Source organism: Gluconacetobacter diazotrophicus PA1 5 (genome assembly GCF_000067045.1).
Taxonomy (GTDB): Bacteria; Pseudomonadota; Alphaproteobacteria; order Acetobacterales; family Acetobacteraceae; genus Gluconacetobacter; species Gluconacetobacter diazotrophicus.
On the sequence record NC_010125.1, the window covers coordinates 757,586 to 775,487 of the forward strand.

14 protein-coding genes and 2 pseudogenes are annotated in these 17,902 nt (G+C 66.0%); 8 read left to right on the forward strand and 8 right to left on the reverse strand.

Translation table 11 applies throughout. The features are described from left to right. The first annotated feature begins 75 nt into the window (after positions 1 to 75). Positions 76 to 1,059, forward strand: coding sequence for an aldo/keto reductase (locus tag GDI_RS03525; protein ID WP_012223392.1), 984 nt, complete (start codon positions 76 to 78; stop codon positions 1,057 to 1,059). A 45-nt stretch (positions 1,060 to 1,104) separates the two neighbouring features. On the opposite strand, the gene GDI_RS03530 is transcribed toward GDI_RS03525, so the two are convergent. From GDI_RS03530 to GDI_RS03540, 3 genes are read right to left on the reverse strand one after another with little or no spacing between them, the layout of a single operon-like run. Then, positions 1,105 to 1,692, reverse strand: coding sequence for a LutC/YkgG family protein (locus GDI_RS03530; RefSeq protein ID WP_012223394.1), 588 nt, complete (start codon positions 1,690 to 1,692; stop codon positions 1,105 to 1,107). After that, positions 1,689 to 3,104, reverse strand: a complete 1,416-nt coding sequence (locus GDI_RS03535; protein WP_041249271.1) for a lactate utilization protein B — start codon at positions 3,102 to 3,104, stop codon at positions 1,689 to 1,691. The genes GDI_RS03530 and GDI_RS03535 overlap by 4 nt, the downstream gene beginning before the upstream one ends. Positions 3,105 to 3,118: 14 nt before the next feature. Further along, a complete protein-coding gene (locus tag GDI_RS03540) occupies positions 3,119 to 3,862 on the reverse strand; it encodes a (Fe-S)-binding protein (RefSeq protein ID WP_012223404.1) in 744 nt (247 codons plus the stop codon). 197 nt (positions 3,863 to 4,059) lie between these two features. On the opposite strand from GDI_RS03540, the gene GDI_RS03545 reads away from it, so the two are divergent. Genes GDI_RS03545 through glcF form a run of 3 tightly spaced genes read left to right on the forward strand, consistent with a single transcriptional unit; the run spans position 4,060 to position 8,083 of the window. Then, the gene (locus tag GDI_RS03545; protein WP_012223405.1) at positions 4,060 to 5,556 is read left to right on the forward strand and encodes an FAD-linked oxidase C-terminal domain-containing protein; all 1,497 of its coding nucleotides are present in this window, start codon (positions 4,060 to 4,062) and stop codon (positions 5,554 to 5,556) included. Further along, a complete protein-coding gene (locus GDI_RS03550) occupies positions 5,556 to 6,776 on the forward strand; it encodes an FAD-binding protein (RefSeq protein WP_012223406.1) in 1,221 nt (406 codons plus the stop codon). The genes GDI_RS03545 and GDI_RS03550 overlap by 1 nt, the downstream gene beginning before the upstream one ends. Then, entirely contained in the window at positions 6,770 to 8,083 is a 1,314-nt protein-coding gene (gene glcF, locus GDI_RS03555; RefSeq protein WP_012223407.1) for a glycolate oxidase subunit GlcF, read from the forward strand. The genes GDI_RS03550 and glcF overlap by 7 nt, the downstream gene beginning before the upstream one ends. Before the next feature lie 14 nt (positions 8,084 to 8,097). Here the strand turns inward: glcF and GDI_RS03560 are convergent, their stop codons facing one another. Beyond that, entirely contained in the window at positions 8,098 to 8,484 is a 387-nt protein-coding gene (locus GDI_RS03560; RefSeq protein WP_012553679.1) for a hypothetical protein, read from the reverse strand. Positions 8,485 to 8,765: 281 nt separating this feature from the next. On the opposite strand from GDI_RS03560, the gene GDI_RS03565 reads away from it, so the two are divergent. Genes GDI_RS03565 through GDI_RS03575 form a run of 3 tightly spaced genes read left to right on the forward strand, consistent with a single transcriptional unit; the run spans position 8,766 to position 11,419 of the window. Further along, positions 8,766 to 9,689, forward strand: coding sequence for a DnaJ C-terminal domain-containing protein (locus GDI_RS03565; RefSeq protein ID WP_012223410.1), 924 nt, complete (start codon positions 8,766 to 8,768; stop codon positions 9,687 to 9,689). Continuing rightward, a complete protein-coding gene (locus tag GDI_RS03570; RefSeq protein WP_012223412.1) occupies positions 9,686 to 10,015 on the forward strand; it encodes a chaperone modulator CbpM in 330 nt (109 codons plus the stop codon). Before GDI_RS03565 ends, GDI_RS03570 begins: the two co-directional genes overlap by 4 nt. 12 nt (positions 10,016 to 10,027) lie before the next feature. Next, positions 10,028 to 11,419, forward strand: coding sequence for a cryptochrome/photolyase family protein (locus GDI_RS03575; RefSeq protein ID WP_012223414.1), 1,392 nt, complete (start codon positions 10,028 to 10,030; stop codon positions 11,417 to 11,419). A gap of 9 nt (positions 11,420 to 11,428) precedes the next feature. Here GDI_RS03575 and GDI_RS18850 read toward each other — a convergent pair. The 4 genes and pseudogenes from GDI_RS18850 to GDI_RS03605 form a co-directional block, all read right to left on the reverse strand. Then, a protein-coding gene (locus tag GDI_RS18850; RefSeq protein WP_012553677.1) for an IS630-like element ISGdi5 family transposase occupies positions 11,429 to 12,498 on the reverse strand; the annotation gives its coding sequence in 2 pieces (ribosomal slippage) (positions 11,429 to 12,012 and positions 12,012 to 12,498; 1,071 coding nt in all). 287 nt (positions 12,499 to 12,785) lie between these two features. Beyond that, the gene (locus GDI_RS03590; protein WP_231854208.1) at positions 12,786 to 13,220 is read right to left on the reverse strand and encodes a hypothetical protein; all 435 of its coding nucleotides are present in this window, start codon (positions 13,218 to 13,220) and stop codon (positions 12,786 to 12,788) included. A gap of 829 nt (positions 13,221 to 14,049) precedes the next feature. Next, positions 14,050 to 15,304: pseudogene (locus GDI_RS03600) on the reverse strand (IS701-like element ISGdi12 family transposase). A 23-nt stretch (positions 15,305 to 15,327) separates the two neighbouring features. After that, positions 15,328 to 16,695, reverse strand: a pseudogene (locus GDI_RS03605) (hypothetical protein); the annotation flags it as partial. 127 nt (positions 16,696 to 16,822) lie between these two features. On the opposite strand from GDI_RS03605, the gene GDI_RS03610 reads away from it, so the two are divergent. Next, positions 16,823 to 17,881: an IS481-like element ISGdi10 family transposase gene (locus GDI_RS03610; RefSeq protein ID WP_012222646.1), complete on the forward strand. Its 1,059-nt coding sequence runs from the start codon at positions 16,823 to 16,825 to the stop codon at positions 17,879 to 17,881. Positions 17,882 to 17,902 lie beyond the last annotated feature (21 nt).

A 17,902-nucleotide genomic window follows, 5' to 3' on the forward strand; every position in this document is an offset into this window, starting at 1 on the left:
TCCTGCCCCCCGCCGATTGGGGGTATGAGCCAAGGCGCTTGCGTCGCCGGCGGCAGGACAGGAAGGACAAAGACCATGTCGATGGAAACCCTTGTCATTGAAGGCATTCCCTTTCCCGTATCGCGAATCGCGCTGGGAACCTGGGCGATCGGCGGCTGGATGTGGGGTGGCCCCGACGACCGGAAGGCCATTGCCACGATTCACGAGGCCCTGGATCTGGGCATCACCCTGATCGACACCGCCCCGGTCTACGGTTTCGGCCATTCCGAGGAGGTCGTGGGCCAGGCCCTGGCCGGCCGCCGCGACAAGGTGGCCATCGCGACCAAGGTCGGGCTGGACTGGAAGGACGGCAAGCCGTTCCGCAACGCCACGCCCGCCCGTATCCGCACGGAAATCGAGGATTCGCTGCGCCGCCTGCGCACCGACCGGATCGATCTGTACCAGGTGCACTGGCCCGATCCCTCGGTGCCGATCGACGAGACGGCGCGGGAACTGGAACGGCTGCATCGCGAAGGCAAGGTGCTGGCGCTGGGCGTCAGCAATTTTTCCGTGGCGCAGATGGAGCAGTTCCGCGCGGTGGCCCCCCTCGCGGCCGTCCAGCCCCCCTATAACGTGTTCGAGCGCGAGATCGAATCCGACATCCTGCCCTGGTCGGTCCGTCACGGGCTGGCCGTCCTGGCCTATGGTCCGCTCTGCCGGGGCCTGCTCTCGGGCCGGATGACGGCGGACACCGTCTTCGGCGTCGACGACCTGCGCAGCGCCGATCCCAAATTCCACGCTCCGCGCTTCGCCCAGTATCTGGCCGCCGTGACCGCGCTGCAGGATTTCGCGCGCCAGCGCTTCAATCGTTCGGTCCTGGCGCTGGCGATCCGCTGGGTGCTGGACCAGGGGCCGACTATCGCGCTGTGGGGCGCGCGCAAGCCCGAGCAGATTGCCGGTATCGACCAGGCCATCGGCTGGACGCTGTCGGCGGACGACAAGGCGGAAATCGACCGGATCCTCGCCCGGCACATCACCGATCCGGTCGGGCCGGAATTCATGGCGCCTCCGGGCGGCTGAAGGCGAAAGACCCGATCGTCCCGGGCCGGGGCGGCCCGGGGCGCGTCACGCCGGCATGAAGCAGACCGACAGCGTGCGCACGCCCTGGGCCCCCCGGATGAGCACGCCCTGGATGTCCGCGGTGGCCGACGGGCCGGACATCAGGACGCCATAGCGCGCGGTATGGAATTCCGGCCGGCGATAGGCCGTGTGCATGTTGGCCGTGATCTGCGCCGGGTCCAGCAGGACCACCAGGTTCTGCGCCAGATGGGCCAGGGCGTTCAGCCGCAATTGCGCCTCGCCCAGGAAGATCGAGCCGGTTTCGGCAATGCCGAAGGCCGCGCGGACGATGGCGACATCCACCGGTTCGGCGGCCTGCGGCGTCGGCAGGTCCTCGATCCGCACCGTGCCGCTGATGCCGTCCACCACCGAGCAGATCATCGTCGCATGGGGAAAGCGGCGGGCGACCGCGTCCTCGACCCGCTCGGCGGGGGCGCGGTCCAGCACGGCGCCGCCCATCTGGCACAGGCTGGTGCAGAAGCGGGCGATCCCGGCATCCTCGTCGCCCAGCAGGGCGGGCGGGGGCAGGGGATGCGCCGCCGGGTCGGGCCGGTTGCGGCGCAGCGCCGCCAGGATGGTGTCGCGCGCGCTCATGTCGCCTCTTTCGCGTCGGTCCCCGCATCGGGCTTGCGGGGCCGGTTCCGGCGATACCAGCTATGGAATGTCTGCGGGGCGGGATGCGGCAGTTCGCGGTGCCGGCCCCAGGGATTCAGCCAATTGTACAATGCCGCGCGGGGCAGCGTGTTCAGCGCGGCCCCGCCCCCCGCCATCGCGGCGCGGTAGAGCTTCGGCTGGCCCATCAGGCGCCCGGCCATGTGCATGATCTCGCGTTTGACGAAGGGCATCTGGTGGTGTTCGACCAGGACCTGCCGCCATTTGTATAACTGGTCGTGAATGTCGATCCGGACCGGACAGACGTTGGTGCAACTGCCGTTCATGGTCGAGGCGAAGGGCAGGGTGCTGTATTTGCGCTCGTTGAAGGTCGGATCGATGATGGCGCCGATGGGGCCGGAATAGACCGCGCCATAGGACAGCCCCCCCGACCGGCGATAGACCGGGCAGGTGTTCATGCACGCGCCGCAGCGGATGCATTTCAGCGAGGTCCAGAAATCCGCCATGCCCAGCCGGGCCGACCGGCCGTTATCGACCAGGATCACGTGCATCTCGCCCCCGTCCTGCGGGCCGCGGAAATGGGTGGTGTATTGCGTGATGGGCGAACCCAGGGCGCTGCGCGACAGCAGGCGGATGAACACGCCCAGGTCGGCCATGCGGGGCACCAGGCGCTCGATCCCGATGGTGGCGATATGCACGCCCGGCACGGTGGCGCACAAATCGGCATTGCCCTCGTTGGTGCAGACGACGAAACTGCCGGTTTCCGCCACCACGAAATTGGCCCCGGTCATGCCCGCGTCGGCATGCAGGATGACCGGGCGCGCCGCGATGCGCTGGGCCTCGGCCAACTGGTGGGGGTCGTCGGCGGCGGGGTCGGTGCCGTAATGGCGGGCGAAAATCCGCGCCACGTCGCCCGTCAGCTTGTGCACCGACGGCACGACGATGTGGCTGGGCATCTGGTCGTCCAGCTGCTGGATCCGTTCGCCCAGGTCCGTCTCGGTGACCGTGACGCCCCGCGCCGCCAGGTACGGGCGCAGGTCGCATTCCTCGGTCACCATCGACTTGCTCTTGATCAGCGTCTTCGCGCCGCGTGCCTCCAGGATTTCGGCCACGATGCGATTATGCTCGGCCCCGTCGGCGGCCCAGTGGACGCGGATGCCGTTGCGCGTGGCATTATCCTCGAACTGCTGCAGGTACTCCGCCAGGTTCGCCAGCGTGTGTTCCTTGATCTGCGACGCCAGGGTGCGCAGCTCCTGCCATTCCGGCAGCAGGTGCATCTGCGCGTCGCGCTTCTGCCGCATGTCCCACAGCCGCGCGTCATGAAACGCCAGATGCGCCTCGTCGGCCAGGAAGGACGCGGCCGCCCCGGCATGGTCGACGCGCTTCTCCTTCATGCGCCCTGTCCCTTTCATGACCGGGCTCCGTTGAGGATTTCGGCAATGTGAATGAAGCGCATGTCCACCCCGGCCCGCTCGGCGCATCCCTGCTGGTGCATCATGCAGGATGAATCGGCCGAAACGATATACTCCGCCCCGGCGTCGTGATGGTCGCGCACCTTGTCCAGCCCCATGCGGGCGGACACCGCTTCCTCGGCGACCGAAAAGGTGCCGCCGAATCCGCAGCATTCGTCGGGCCGGCGGGGTGTGGCGAAGCGGATGCCCCGCACGCCGGACAGCAGTGTCAGCGGCTTGGAAAACGGTGGCTCGCCCAGTTCCGACATACTGGCGGTCCGCAGCGCGCGCAGCGAACTGCACCCGTTATGCAGCCCGACGGTATGGGGAAATTCGGCCCAGGGAAAATCCCGCACCTGCAGCACGTCGTGCAGGAATTCCACCAGTTCGTAGGTATGGGCACGGACATGGCGCACGGCGTCGGTCTGGGCAATGGCGTCGAAATGCGCGCGAACGTGATGCGTGCAACTGCCCGACGGCATGACGATGGCGTCAAACGGCGCGAACAGGCGCACGAACAGGGCCTCGGCCGCCGCGGCATCGGACGTGCAGCCGGCATTGGTCATCGGCTGCCCGCAACAGGTCTGCTCCAGCGGATAGGACACATCCTGGCCCAGCCGCTCCAGCAGTTCCAGCGTCGCGATCCCGACCGAGGGATAGAAGGCGTCGATATAACAGGGAACGAACAGGCCGATTTTCATCCGTGTGGTTCCCTCGGACGCGCGCCTGCCTGGGCGCATCGGCCAGGCCGGGCTTGCGCCGCCGCGACCGCTGGACCGTGTCCGGTCTTCTGTTTCACCGACGGGCACGTTATTACATAAGCCAGCGGCGACTCAAGCCATGGGACAATGGCGGTGCCTCCCTGCCGGGGGTGGGGTGTCGCGGGGGGAACAGACCAATGCGCATGCCCGATCCCGATCCGGCGATCATCGCCCGTCGCGCGGAACTGGCCGGGATCGATCTGCGCCGGATCGTGGGCCCCGAATGGGTGCTGGATGACGAGGCCGAGCGCCGCCCCTATCGCTGCGACGGGATCACCGCGTACCAGGCGACGCCGCTGCTGGTCGTGCTGCCGGGCAGCACGCGGGAAATCCAGGACGTGCTGCGGTTCTGCCTGGCCGAGGGCGTGAAGATCGTGCCGCGCGGATCGGGTACCTCGCTGTCCGGGGGCGCGCTGCCGCTGGAAGACGGCATCCTGCTGGTGACGTCGCGCCTGTGCGCGGTCCTGTCGGTCGATGCCGTAAACCGCGTGGCCCGCGTGCAGCCGGGGGTGGCGAACGTCCGGATTTCCGATTCCGTGCGCCATCTCGGCCTGTGCTACATGCCCGACCCGTCCAGCCAGATGATTTCGACCATCGGCGGCAATGTCGCGGAAAATTCCGGCGGCGTGCACTGCCTGAAATATGGCGTGACCGCCAACCACATCGTGGGACTGGAAGCCGTGCTGGTCTCGGGCGAGATCGTACGCCTGGGGGGCGCCTTCCAGGGCGCCGCGGATGGCGAACTGGACCTGATCGGCCTGCTGACGGGGTCCGAGGGCCTGCTGGCGGTCATCACCGAAATTTCGGTGCGGCTGGTGCCGGTGCCCGAGACCGCGCGCGTGGTGTCGATGGAATTCGCCCATGTCGAGGATGCCTGCCGCTGCGTGGGCGCCATCATCGGCGCCGGCATCATTCCCGCCGGGCTGGAATTCATGGACCGCAAGGTGGTGAACGCGGTGTCCGCCCTGCTGCGCGAAACCTGTGATCCCCGCACCGACGCCCTGCTGCTGTGCGAACTCGACGGAACGGCGGCCGAGGTCGATGCCCTGATCGAGACCGTGGCCGACCTGGCGCGACGCGGTGGCGCCATCGCCGTGCGCGTCAGCAGCACCGACGAGGAACGGGAACGGATCTGGCGCAGCCGCAAACTGGCATTTTCCGCAATCGGCAAGCTGTGCAAGGATTATTACTGTACCGACGGCACCATCCCCCGCAACCGGTTGCCGGACATCCTGGCGCGTATGGCGATCCTGTCGCGCACCTACGGGCTCGACTACGCCAACTGCTTCCATGCCGGTGACGGCAACCTGCACCCGATCATCATGTACGACGCCGCCCGCCCCGGCGACCTGGAGAAGGCCGAGGCCTTCGGCGCCGACGTGCTGCGCGCCTGCGTGGACATGGGCGGGGTGCTGAGCGGCGAGCACGGGGTGGGCGTCGAAAAGCGCGACCTGATGACCCATCAGTTCGCCCCCGCCGACCTGCGGCAGCAGCAGGTTCTGAAATGCGCCTTCGATCCCGGCGAACTTCTCAATCCCGGCAAGGTGTTTCCCACCCCCTGCCGCTGCGCCGAATTCGGGCGGATGCATGTACGGGGGGGCGCGCTGCGCTTCCCCCATATACCGAGGTTTTGATGAGCATCCTGGCCGACCCCATCGTCTACCGCCCCACCCGGGCCCCCGACGTTGCCGAAATGGTGCGGGCCGCCTGCTCCAAGGGGCAGGCGCTGGCGATCGCGGGCAACGGCACGCGGCACGGTCTGGGCAACCCTGTTGCCGCTGCCGTGCGGCTGGAAGTGGGCGGACTGCGTACGGTGCATTTCTATGAACCCGACGATCTGGTCATCCGCGTCGATGCCGGACTGCCCCTGGCCGAACTCACGGCGATCCTGGCCGAACACCGCCAGTACCTGCCCTTCGAGCCGCCAGTCCATGCCGTGCTGTACGGCACCGATCCGGCACGGGCGACGATCGGCGGCGCGATCGGCACCGGCCTGTCGGGTCCCCGCCGGTTCCAGGCCGGGGCCGCGCGCGATTTCGTCCTGGGGGTCGAAGGGGTGAACGGCCAGGGTGACTCCTTCTCCGCAGGCGGCCGGACGATGAAGAACGTCACCGGATATGATCTGCCGAAACTGGTGACCGGCGCGTTCGGAACCCTGGCGGTGCTGACCAGCGTGACCCTGAAGGTGCTGCCCGCCCCGCCCGAGGAACGGACGCTGCTTCTGCCCTCGGCGGGACTGGCCGGCGATATCGCGCGCATGGCCACGGTCCTGGCGCAGCCGCTGGCCGTGACCGGCGCGGCCGTCGTGCCGGACGGCGACGGCAGGGTCATCGCCCTGCGGGTCGAAGGCAGCCGGCCCGCCGTGACCGACCACATGGGCCGCCTGGCCGATCCGGTATCCGGCCTGCCCCCCGGACGGATGCTGGAGGGACCGGCCAGCACCGCCTTCTGGACCGGGGTGCGGGAACTGGTACCCCTGGCGGCAGGGCCCGACGACTGGCTGTGGCGCATCCATCTGCCCGCGACGGCGGCGGCCGGCCTGGCCGACCGGCTGCGGGGCGAGGGACTGGTCGCCAGCCTGATGCTGGATTGGGGCGGCGCGCTGTTGTTCTGCGCGATGAAGCCCGGCCGGGAAGACAGCGTGACCCGGCTGCGCGCCCTGGCGGCGGCAGTGGCCGGACGGGCGATCCTGATCCGCGCGCCGGACGCCGTTCGCGCTGCCCATGGCGCGTTCCCCGCGCCCGATCCGGCGGTGCGCGCGCTGTCCGAACGGACGCGCCGCGTCTTCGATCCGGCCGGAATCCTCAATCCCGGCCGCATGACCCCGCCGGCGCAGGAGGACGCGGCATGCTGAATACCATCTCCCCGGCCGCACGCCGGGATTCCGATATCGCGCTGGCCGCCGACATCATCGATGCCTGCGTCCATTGCGGCATCTGCCTGTCGCATTGTCCGACCTATCAGGTGCGGCACGAGGAAAATGACAGCCCGCGCGGGCGGATTTTCCTGATGAAGGACATGTATGAAAAAGGCGGCGCCCCGGACGCGCGCACCGTCCTGCATCTGGACCGCTGCCTGACCTGCCTGGCATGCGAGGCGATCTGCCCGTCCGGCGTCGAATATTCCAAACTGATCGGCCCCGGCCGCGCCTATGTCGCGTCCCATTTCCGCCGTCCGCCAGTCCAGGCGGCGATCCGCCGCATGCTGGTCCTGCTGCTGGCGCGGCCCCGCCTGTTCCGCACGGCGCTGGAGGCCGGGCGGCTGGGGCGCCCGCTGCGTGCCCTGCTGTCAGGCCCAGTGCGCGCGATGCTCGACAAGGTGCCGGCCGCGCCGCTGCCGCCGCCCAGCCCCGTCGACCGGCCGCAGGTCTTCCCGGCCCAGGGACCGCGCCGCATGAGGGTCGCGTTGCTGAACGGCTGCGTGCAGACCGTCCTGGACACCGCGATCAACGAGGCGACGATCCGCCTGCTCCGCCGCCATGGGGTCGAGGTGGTGGTGGCGCGCGGCGCGGGGTGCTGCGGCGCGCTGGCCGAGCATATGGGCGACGAGGCCCCGGCCCTGAAGCGGGCGCGGGCGAACATCGCCGCCTGGCTGCGCGAGGCCGACGGGCCGCACGGCCTGGACGCGGTCGTCATCAACGCCTCGGGCTGCGGCAATTCGGTCAAGGCCTACGGCCATGCCCTGCGGAACGATCCGGCCTGGGCGCCGCGCGCGGCGCGTATCAGCGCCATGACGCTGGATATCAGCGAAATCATGGACCGGATCGGCCTGATGAAGCCGGTCGTCGCGCCCGGGCTGCGGGTGGTCTATCACGCCGCCTGTTCGCTGCAGCACGCGCAGCGCGTCACGCGGCAGCCGAAATCCCTGCTGCAGGCCGCCGGCTTCACGGTGCTGGACGTGCCCGAAGGGTATCTGTGCTGCGGGTCGGCCGGGACCTACAACATGTTGCAGCCGGGCATCGCCGAGGAGTTGAAGCGGCGCAAGGTCGCGGCCATCCGTTCGGTCGACGGGCAGGTCGCGGCCAGCGGCAATATCGGCTGCATCACGCACCTGGCCGCCGATGCCGGCCTGCCCTTCGTCCACACGGTGCAGCTCCTGGACTGGGCCACGGGCGGGCCCCGCCCGGATGGACTTCCGGAGACCGCTTCAAACAGCCTCTGAGCGGAACCGACCGATCATTCCGACGACGGCTGATCGCCGATCTTCGTATTGTTGATGCGGTCCCAGGCCCCCCGGCTGGCCATGCAGGCGGCGTAGGTATATTTCAGGCGTTGAAACTGGTTGCCGCCGCCCCCGCCAGTGCCGCTGCTCTGCATGGTGCTGCCGTTGATCGAGGCATCCACCGATGCCTGGGTCTGGCAGTAGGAATCGGCGCTTTTATATTCCGGCGAATCCCGGTCGATCACCGCCTGATAGCCCGAAACCGAGCCATAGATCGTGTGTTCCTGGTGGCCGTGATGCCGGGCCTGCGCCGGACCGGCACCCATCAGGGCCAGGCCGGCCGCCAGCAGGACGGGCAGCGCCAGGTGGCGCGGACGCGGCGCCTCGATACGGACGACCATGATCGTGTTCCCCACAGCCTCGAAACTGCGGTCTTGTACTCCGAAGTGCCCGCCGGGTGAAGGCCTGCGCCTTGTGGGACGGGGCGCGGTTCAGGCATGATGGCGGCATTGTCCGTCCGGTGGGTGGCCACGGGATGGGCGTTTGCGTGATGGCTGCTCTGCATGGTGCCGGCCCGCATTGACCGTCCGGCGGGCACTCCCCATTATTTTCAGAGAAACAGGCGCTTCCATGGGGCGCCGAAGCCCGATTTCGCACCCAGGCAGGGAGAAGACGCACCGTCGTGAGCACCGATCCATACGAAATCCTGGGCGTGTCGCGCACGGCCAGCCAGGACGATATTCGCAAGGCCTATCGCAAGCTGGCCAAGGCCTGGCACCCCGACCTGAATCCGGGCGACAAGGCGGCGGAGGAAAAGTTCAAGGCGATCGGCACGGCGCATGCGCTGCTGTCCGACGCGGAACAGCGCGCGCGCTTCGACCGGGGCGAGATCGATGCCGCCGGCCAGGAACGCGGCTGGGCGCCCGGCGGGGGCGGTTATCGCGACCATGCCGAGGGCGCGCAGGGGTTTCGCTATTCCGCCGGCGGCGGCGGTTTTTCGGAAGACGATCTGGGCGACATCTTCGGGTCGATGTTCGGCCAGCAGCGCGGCTACCGCCGCCGCCCCCAGGGGCCGGCGCGGGGCGAGGACCGCAATTTCTCCCTGACCGTCAGCTTCGCCGATGCGGTCAATGGCGGCACGTCGCGCATTACCCTGCCGGGCGGCGGCACGCTGGACGTCAAGATCCCTCCGGGCATCGAGGACGGTCAGGTCCTGCGCCTGCGGGGCAAAGGGGGCGAGGGCCATCAGGGCGGCCCGGCGGGCGATGCGCTGATCACGATCAGCATCGCGCCCAGCCCGGATTACACGCGTGACGGCAACGATATCCGCATGACGCTGCCGGTGGGGCTGAAGGTCGCGGTGCTGGGCGGCTCGGTCACGGTCCCGACCCCGGGCGGCCCGGTCTCGATGAACATTCCCGCCCATTCCGACACCGGCCGCCTGATGCGCCTGCGCGGGCGCGGGGTAAAGGCCCATGGGAAGCGCGAGGCGGGCAATCTGTACGTCACGCTGAAGGTCGTGATCGGCCCGACCGACGCGGCGCTGGAAGACTTCCTGAAATCCTGGACCCCGCCGGAGGCGCCTGCCGGGGGAAGCACGACATGATCACGATCGAAACTCTGTGCCTGCGCGTCGGTAACGTGACGGTCGCGGACGTCGAACACTGGATCGACGTCGCCTGGCTGCGGCCGGAGGGCGAGCCCGGGCACTACGTCTTCCACGACATCGACGTCGCCCGCGCCCGCCTGATCGTGGAACTGACCACCGATCTGGGCATCGGTAACGACGGCATGCCCCTGGTCCTGTCCCTGCTGGACCAGCTTTACGACGCCCGCCGCCAGATGATGCGCCTGCGCGCCGCCCTCGAACGCCCCCAGGCCGACGACGTACGCGCCCGCGTGCGCGCCCTGCTGGGCGACCTGCCCAAGTGACATCCGGGTAGGATGGTGAACCTGGCGCCTGCCCCGACCATCGTCTGGTTTCGCGAGGATTTCCGCATCGCGGACAACATGGCGTTGCTCGAGGCGGAAAAACGGGGCCAGCCGACTCTCTGTATCGTCATTCTCGATGATGCCCATCTGCCCGGTGCCGCGGCGCGGTGGTGGCTGCACGGCGCGATCCGCTCGCTGGACGAAACCCTGCGCGGGATGGGGGGCGCCCTTCATGTCTTTCGCGGCGCGGCCCGGGCGGTTCTGGCGGAAATCGTCCGGAAGACGGGCGCGGGCGCCGTATTCTGGAATCGCCGCTACGATCCGGCGGGACGCGAGGCCGATACCGCCATCAAGGCGGATCTCAGGGCGCGGGGCCTCACGGTCCGCAGTTTCCCCGGTGCCCTTCTACATGAACCATGGAGCGTCTGTACGCGCTCGGTTGCCCCATACAAGATCTTTACCGCCTTCTGGCGCGCCGCCTGTGCGCTTCCGGCGCCCTTTCCGCCCCATCCCGCGCCGGAAAGACTCGTCTTCGCCCCTCCCCCCCCGATGCCGGACAGCCTGATCACGCGGCACGAGCAGGATGGATTGCTGCCGCGCCACCCGGACTGGGCGGGCGGACTGCGCGACATGTGGTCGCCGGGTGAGGAGGAAGCGGGCGACCAGCTTTCCGATTTTCTCCGGCATGACGGGGCCGGCTACGCTACCGCCCGCGATTTCCCCGGGGATGAGGCGACCTCCCGGCTGTCTCCCTTTCTGCGATTTGGCCATGTCAGCCCGGCACAGGTGTGGCACGCGGCCACGCGGAAGGCCTGTCCGGACAAGTTCCTGATGGAACTCGGCTGGCGGGATTTCGCGTGGTCGCTCCTGTTCTTCAACCCGGATCTCGCGACCCGGAATCTGCGGCCGGAGTTCGACGCCATGCCCTGGCGTCACGATCCCGGGGGCCTTGCGGCGTGGCAGCGGGGCCAGACGGGATATCCCCTGGTCGATGCCGGAATGCGGGAACTCTGGCACACCGGGTGGATGCATAACCGCGTCCGCATGGTAGCGGCGTCATTTTTGGTCAAGCACCTGCTGATCGACTGGCGGGAAGGCGAGCGCTGGTTTGCCGACACGCTGGTCGACCATGATCCGGCCAGCAACCCGATGAACTGGCAGTGGAACGCCGGCACAGGCGTGGATGCCGCGCCCTATTTCCGCGTCATGAACCCCATTCTGCAGTCCCGGAAATTCGATCCCCACGGCGTCTATATCCGCCGCTGGGTGCCCGAGCTTGCGCATCTGTCCGACGACGCCATCCACGCCCCATGGGAATCAGGCGCAACCCATCCCTATCCCGCGCCCATCGTGGATCATCGCGCAGCGCGAGAACGGGCCCTGGCGGCCTGGAAGATGATCTGATACCAACGGTTATAGACACAGACCTGTGTGAGCCCACTTTCTGAGCCCGATGGATCGGATGGTGTCAGGCAGGGCGGCAAGCTTGTTCCAGGCGGAACAGGCGGCGTCGATGATATGATCGATGCCGTCGAAGACGGTGTTGGACAGCCAGTTGGCGCGCAGGAACTGCCAGACATTTTCGACCGGGTTCAGTTCGGGCGCGCGGGACGGCAGGAAGATCAGGCTGATATTGCGGGGCAGCTTCAGCTTGTCGGTGGTATGCCATCCTGCGCGATCGAGCAGCACGACGGCGTGGGCACCGCGGACGACGCAGCGCGAGATTTCCTCGATGTGCAGTTGCATGCTGGCGGTGCCGATGAACGGGAGCGCCAGGCCGGCGGCTTTGCCACGCGCCGGACAGATCGCGCCGAACAGCCAGGCATTCTCGTAGCGCTGATCAGCCGGCTGGCGTGGCCGCGTGCCACGCCGGGCCCATTGTCGGACGATGCCGTTCTTCTGGCCGATCCGGGCCTCGTCCTGGAACCAGATCTCGATCGGCTTGCCCTTGGGCAGATGGCCGGTATGGGCATTCAGGATGCGGGGGAAGTTTTTTTGAATGCCTCCATGACGCCAGCGTCCTGACCCGGGTGACGTGGCCGGGCGCTGACATAGGAAAAACCAAGCCGTTTCAGTAGAGTGGACACATGACGCTCATGATAGACGACGCCGAAGCGCTCTTCGATCACGCGTTGCAGATCGACCCGGCGCCAGCGCACCACGCCATCACGCTGCCGATCCGGCCCCGCCTCGACCAGGGCCTTCAATTCGGCCTGCTGTGCCCCGCTCAGGCGGCAGGCCGGCCCTGCGTGCAGATGATCGCGCAGGCCATCCGGCCCTTCAGCATTGAAGCGGTGAACCCAGTCCCGCAGCGTCTGGCGGTCCATGCCGCCTACGCGGGCCGCATCGGTGCGGCTGGCCCCGTCACGGATCGCCGCCAGGGCCAGAAGCCGGCGCGCAGCGTTCGCCTGCCGGCTGCGCGCCGCAAGTCGCCTCAGATCAGAGGCCGAATAGTCATCCCGTAGCTTCACCGCTCTCGTCATCTGCCAGATCCTCCCAAAATCAAGAGAATCAGAGCCGGCGCCGTTCGTCACTTCACACACGAGTCAGTGGCTACGGCCTTTGGTATGACGCAATTGCGTCCCTACCTGTGGCTCGGACGCGTGCTGCGTGGAGCGTTCGGGAAGTCCCTTTATGGCGGGTTTGGCGGGAGTGCTGACCGTCCGCTTCGGAACGCCTGGTAGGTGTTTCAGGTCGTACGTTCGACGACGGGTGACGGACGCTATGCGCCATGAACTGAACGCGTGGAGCCTTGGAGCGGCTACGATGGTCAGACAATGATGTGGTCACTCCGCAAGTGACCGTAGTCCCGAAGTGCGCGGATAAGCCTGATTACGTCCAACAACTCGTCGAGGGTCGCGTGCTGCTTGACGAATCTAATAAGATCTCGCTTGCCCTGCTCTGTGAAGTCTCGATGGGTTCGATCTAAGATGGTGGTCCGATGGCGAACTGCGGTAGGGAATTCGTCCTCGAAGAGATCTAGAAAGGTAGGCTGTATTAGATCCTCCATCTCCCAATCCAGGTCTTTGTACGGTTCGTTATCGCGTTCGAAGCGCTGCTGGACGATCCGATGATCAGCGCCGCCCTTCAGAGACATCTCCGGGCGAAGCAGGAAGACTTCAGAGCACTTCTTGATGGTCGCATCGTATGAGGATATGGCCGCGAACGCTCTCCTCCCCGCTCTGTCGTTGTCATAGAGTCCCAAGAAGCGATACCTCAACTTTCCGCTTTTGTCCGGATCTGCCGCGGCTACTTGACGAAGGGTTGGAAGCCGTCGGTTTATTCCGTCCACCCCCCCCTTCATTTCCAAGGCCCGCGGCTATTACCGCAAGGTCAGGTCCGAGTAGTTTCACGCCGGTCACCTTACAAAAGAGGCTTGCAGCATGTGTGATTAGAGAGACGTCGTGTGTTCCCTCGACCAGTATATTCACCTTCGCGAGAGTCCAACCTAGTCGCGCAGCAAAGCTCTCCATCAATCCTGACATGGCCTAACGCGCCAAAGCTGTCAGGGGGCGGAGGAAGGGACCATTGTGGGCAAACGACACGTAGCCCCGGATCTGGGTGCTGGGCCTGATCTGCTTCAATCCGAACTCGGGGGCTCGGAAGGGCACGCTGAGGTTCCGCATCTCCTGGATATTCGCGAAGCCGCGGCCCTCTCCTCCAGCCGTTACACGTGCGGTTACCTGAAGCCGATTGTCCGCGTTCACATCCAGTAACCATCGAAGTCGGTCCGGCACCTGCACGAAGAACTCGCCCGTGCGCCACAGCGGTCGCAGTTGTTTGAAGAGATGCTCCGCGTCCTCGTACCGGCCGCGTTGGTGTAGGAGGACGGCCAGTTCGAGGCGCTGTTGAGGGCTGACCGGATATCCCCCGGAAAGGAGCGCCTCCAGGAGCGAGAGCTGAGCTTCGAACGCCCTAGCACTACAGTTGCGTTTTTGCCCTGAGGCGCGAGAGGTATGCTGCGGCCTGATGAGCACGTCGAAAGAACGACCATCGGAGGATATGCTCGATGGAGGCGCGGCTTCGGGTAATTTTCACGGCGAGGCGGCGGATTTCCTGGATTGACCAGCGGATGAGCGGCCGCGTTTGTGCAACTGGCTTTTTTTGAGCGCCATGGCGTTGGCCTGGGACCGCACAGCGGCCATCATGGCGTAAGCCAGCATGACCAACGAGACGTGACGGTGCCAGCCATGCCAGGAACGGGTTTCATTATGGTCGAGTCCGAATTCGTTCTTGGCGGTCTCGAACCCTTCCTCGATTCGCCAGCGCGTGCCCTCGACACGCACCAAGATCTCAAGCGGTGTTCCCTGAGGGCACCAGGTCGTGAAATATGCCAGATCGCCATCGGAGGGATTACGCCGGACCAGCAGCCCACGGGTCCATATCCCGGTTGAGATACCTGAATATTCGGAGGCCTCGAGATCGGCCATCGGGCAATACAGCCAGTCATACAGTCGTTCGCCCTTGGTGCCGCGTCCGGCGGAACAGCGGACCCAGGTCTCGTCCGGCAGGGTCTTGATGATTTCGCGCGCCTCGCCGGACCAGTGGATGTCCGGACGCCAGGAATGGAACCAGTGATTGGCGTTGACGCCAAGGACGAAGCCTTTGCCTGCGCGGCGCAAAGCCATTTCCAGTTCACCGACGCCATAGACGCTGTCGCCAGCCACCCACCGGAACGGCACATCGGCCGCAAGCGCCCGGCCGATCATCGCGGTGGACCAGGACGGTTTGCTGGCAAACGTGACATCGCCCGGCACATGGGCCGCCGCCACCGCTCAGGCTTTTCAGTCCAGGCTTTCGGCAGATACAAAGCCCGGTCGAGAAAAGCATGCCCCTTGTCAGAGACATAGGATCCCCTGCGAACACGCCAATCTGGCAATTCGTGATCTTGCCGGCAGACCCGGTATATTGCCGTCCCACTCCGCATGATGCAGAGCCCTTCTTGAGGAAACCAGTCTCGTCGACCACCAGTACCGCGTCGGCATCCCCCAGATGCTCGACAACATGATCGCGCACGACGTCCCGCAATGCATCGGCGTCCCAATGCCCGCGTCCAAGCAGGGCCTGCTGTCGCCATGGCCCCGGATCGCCCGCAGCTTCAGCCCGCATCCAGCCGGTCTTGCGCGGCTCGTTGCCCAGTAGTGTTTCCAGAAACCGGCCTGCCGATGCCGCCACCCGCTCCTGGCCGAATACCGGGCGCATTCGCTCCTTGGCGTCCCGCAGCGCCTCCAGCGTCAGAGCCAGAACATCCTCGACCGAAGCTGCGCTATTCATCTCGTTCAGAATCATGGTTACCCATAGATTCAGAACTCTCAGAAAAACGCAACTGTAGTGCTAGGCCTGTCAAGGCATGTGAGAGCGTAAAGCATCCGCACGGCTTGCAGGTTCGACTGCACGTCCGGATTCGAGAGTATCCGCGCGGCCTCCAATCGATTCTCGACAGGAAAGTCACCAAGGCCCACTCCGGCCAGATCGGGTACATCGTGGGTAAGCGCGTCGAGCGCCGCGACGAGCAGGGCGATCTCGGGGTTATCGGAATTCCGGTGCCTTCCCCCCGTGACGAGGAGATTCTCGATAGCGACCTCGGCCAGACGGCTCAACTCGTAGCGTCGCTGTGCCGAGCGATCACGCTCCATTTCCAAGTAGATTAGGTTCAGCACCTCAATGGCGTTTCCCGCCGCCTTCAGCGGATTGGCCTTGGCCTCCCCAAGCAGACTTCGCGCGTAAGTTTCCACGACGAAAGGACTATCGGGATTGAGCTGGAAAGCTCGGCGCGTCGCGTCCCGCGCCAGTCCTCGCAGGCGTTCGAGTTCGTCGGTCGCCGCGCCAGTCGCGGCGGCCTCGTCGTGAAGGTCCTGATATGCCCGCGCCAGCGAGTTGTAGAGGTTGAGGTCAGACTCCTCGCCCTCGGCTCGGGGAATCATGTCGAGAGCGAACCGGATATCTTCGACCGCCCGCCGCAGCAGGTCCAACCGCTCGCTCTCGGGCAGGCCGAAGAGCTCCTTGTCTTTCGCGATGCGTCGCCGTGAGATCGCGGAGTGGTGCCGCAGGGCGCGGCTCGTCTGCCACAGCAGCTTTGGCATTTCGTCCAAGGCGGCCAGGGCCTCGCGCCAATAGGGCACGAATGTGCCGTGGCCGTGATCAGGATCGATCTTGAAGATGTTGACGGCGAAGTCCTCCGCGATCTCCCGGTTGGATGCGTTCCCCAAGGCGGGATTGGCCGAGAGTCGCCGAAGTGCGAGGAAGCGGAGATGCTCGGTGTTCGAAGCCTCGCCGAAGCCGAATTCCTCCCGCGCGGAGCGATCATAGTAGATCGCATTCAGCAGATATCGGCCTAAGATATCGTGTGCGAGTGCCCAATACCTGTCTCCCTCGAGTCGCAATCTGATCAGGCCCATCGCGCCGATCATGGTTCTCAGGTCCTCGAGTTTTTGAGTCACTGGCCAGTCGACGGTTGCGGGGAGCATGGTCTCCGGTAGCGGACGTCTCTCGGTGCTGATCGCGGCGATATCCACGAGCGTCGAGCGCAGTTGCGGATCGACGACGGAGCTCTGGAACTGCCTGAACAGCCAAGACTGTACGGTCTCGCTCATGTCGATCTGCCGTTGGAGCCAGAAGGACAGCGCCACCCAGAAGGAGGAGATGCCGCTTTCCGCGTGTACGGCCGAGGCTTGGAAGAATCCCTGCCACTGTAGAAGTCTCGACTAAATCTGACGGATGGTGTCTGCTGAAGCTCAACCAGGGCTGCGGCGGGGGCGGAGTGGCCGGGCGACGCAGCCCCCGCCGCAGCCATCGGAGGATATCCTCATGACCCGTGACCAGAAGATCATCCGCGCCAAAGTTGGCCTGCTGGAACTATCGAAGCAACTGGGCAACGTCTCCCAGGCCTGCAAGATGATGGGGTATTCGCGCGACAGCTTCTACCGCTTCAAGGAGCTCTACGACAAAGGCGGCGAAATCGCGCTCCAGGAACTCTCCCGCCGCAAACCCTTGCTGAAAAACCGCGTCGAGCCGGCGGTTGAGGAAGCAGTGGTCGCGATCGCCATCGAACAACCGGCCTGGGGCCAGGCCCGCGTGGCCAACGAACTGCTCAAGCGCGGCGTCACCGTCTCTCCTTTCGGGGTGCGCAGCATCTGGCTGCGCCACGACCTCGCTACCATGAAGCTCCGCCTCAAGGCGCTCGAAGCCAAGATGGCCCAGGAACGGCTGATCCTCACCGAAAGCCAGCTTGCGGCCCTGGAGAAGGCCAAGGCCGACAAGGAGGCCTGGGGCGAGTTCGAGACCGAATGTCCCGGCTATTGCGGCGCTCAGGATACCTTCTATGTCGGCACCCTGAAGGGCGTCGGTCGCGTCTACCAGCAGACCTTCGTCGATACCTACAGCAAGGTCGGCTTCGCCAAGCTCTATGACCGCAAGACCCCGGTTACCGCTGCCGACCTGCTCAACGACCGCGTCATCCCCTTCTTCGAGCTGCACGATCTCCCGCTCCAGCGCGTGCTGACCGACCGGGGCACCGAATTCTGCGGCTCTCATGACCGCCATGAATACGAACTCTATCTGGCGGTGGAGAACATCGACCATACCCGCACCAAGGCGCGCAGCCCGCAGACCAACGGCATCGTCGAGCGCTTCCACAAGACCATGCTCGACGAGTTCTATCGTGTCACTTTTCGCCGCAAGATCTACGACAGCATCCACGAACTCCAGGCAGACCTCGACGAATGGATGGATGACTTCAACCGCAATCGCACCCACCAGGGACGATACTGCTTCGGCAAAACCCCGATGCAAACCTTCCTTGACGCAGCCCACCACGCCCGCGAAAAAGATATCGGGCGCCACGTCGAACACCACATGAACGCGTAGCATCCACGCCGGCCACTTCAA

Coding starts and splice junctions, on each gene's coding strand:
- GDI_RS03525 (WP_012223392.1), top strand. CDS start 76: ATGTCGATGGAAACCCTTGTCATTGAAGGCATTCCCTTTCCCGTATCG.
- GDI_RS03530 (WP_012223394.1), bottom strand. CDS start 1,692: ATGAGCGCGCGCGACACCATCCTGGCGGCGCTGCGCCGCAACCGGCCC.
- GDI_RS03535 (WP_041249271.1), bottom strand. CDS start 3,104: ATGAAGGAGAAGCGCGTCGACCATGCCGGGGCGGCCGCGTCCTTCCTG.
- GDI_RS03540 (WP_012223404.1), bottom strand. CDS start 3,862: ATGAAAATCGGCCTGTTCGTTCCCTGTTATATCGACGCCTTCTATCCC.
- GDI_RS03545 (WP_012223405.1), top strand. CDS start 4,060: ATGCGCATGCCCGATCCCGATCCGGCGATCATCGCCCGTCGCGCGGAA.
- GDI_RS03550 (WP_012223406.1), top strand. CDS start 5,556: ATGAGCATCCTGGCCGACCCCATCGTCTACCGCCCCACCCGGGCCCCC.
- glcF (WP_012223407.1), top strand. CDS start 6,770: ATGCTGAATACCATCTCCCCGGCCGCACGCCGGGATTCCGATATCGCG.
- GDI_RS03560 (WP_012553679.1), bottom strand. CDS start 8,484: ATGGTCGTCCGTATCGAGGCGCCGCGTCCGCGCCACCTGGCGCTGCCC.
- GDI_RS03570 (WP_012223412.1), top strand. CDS start 9,686: ATGATCACGATCGAAACTCTGTGCCTGCGCGTCGGTAACGTGACGGTC.
- GDI_RS03575 (WP_012223414.1), top strand. CDS start 10,028: ATGGTGAACCTGGCGCCTGCCCCGACCATCGTCTGGTTTCGCGAGGAT.
- GDI_RS03610 (WP_012222646.1), top strand. CDS start 16,823: ATGACCCGTGACCAGAAGATCATCCGCGCCAAAGTTGGCCTGCTGGAA.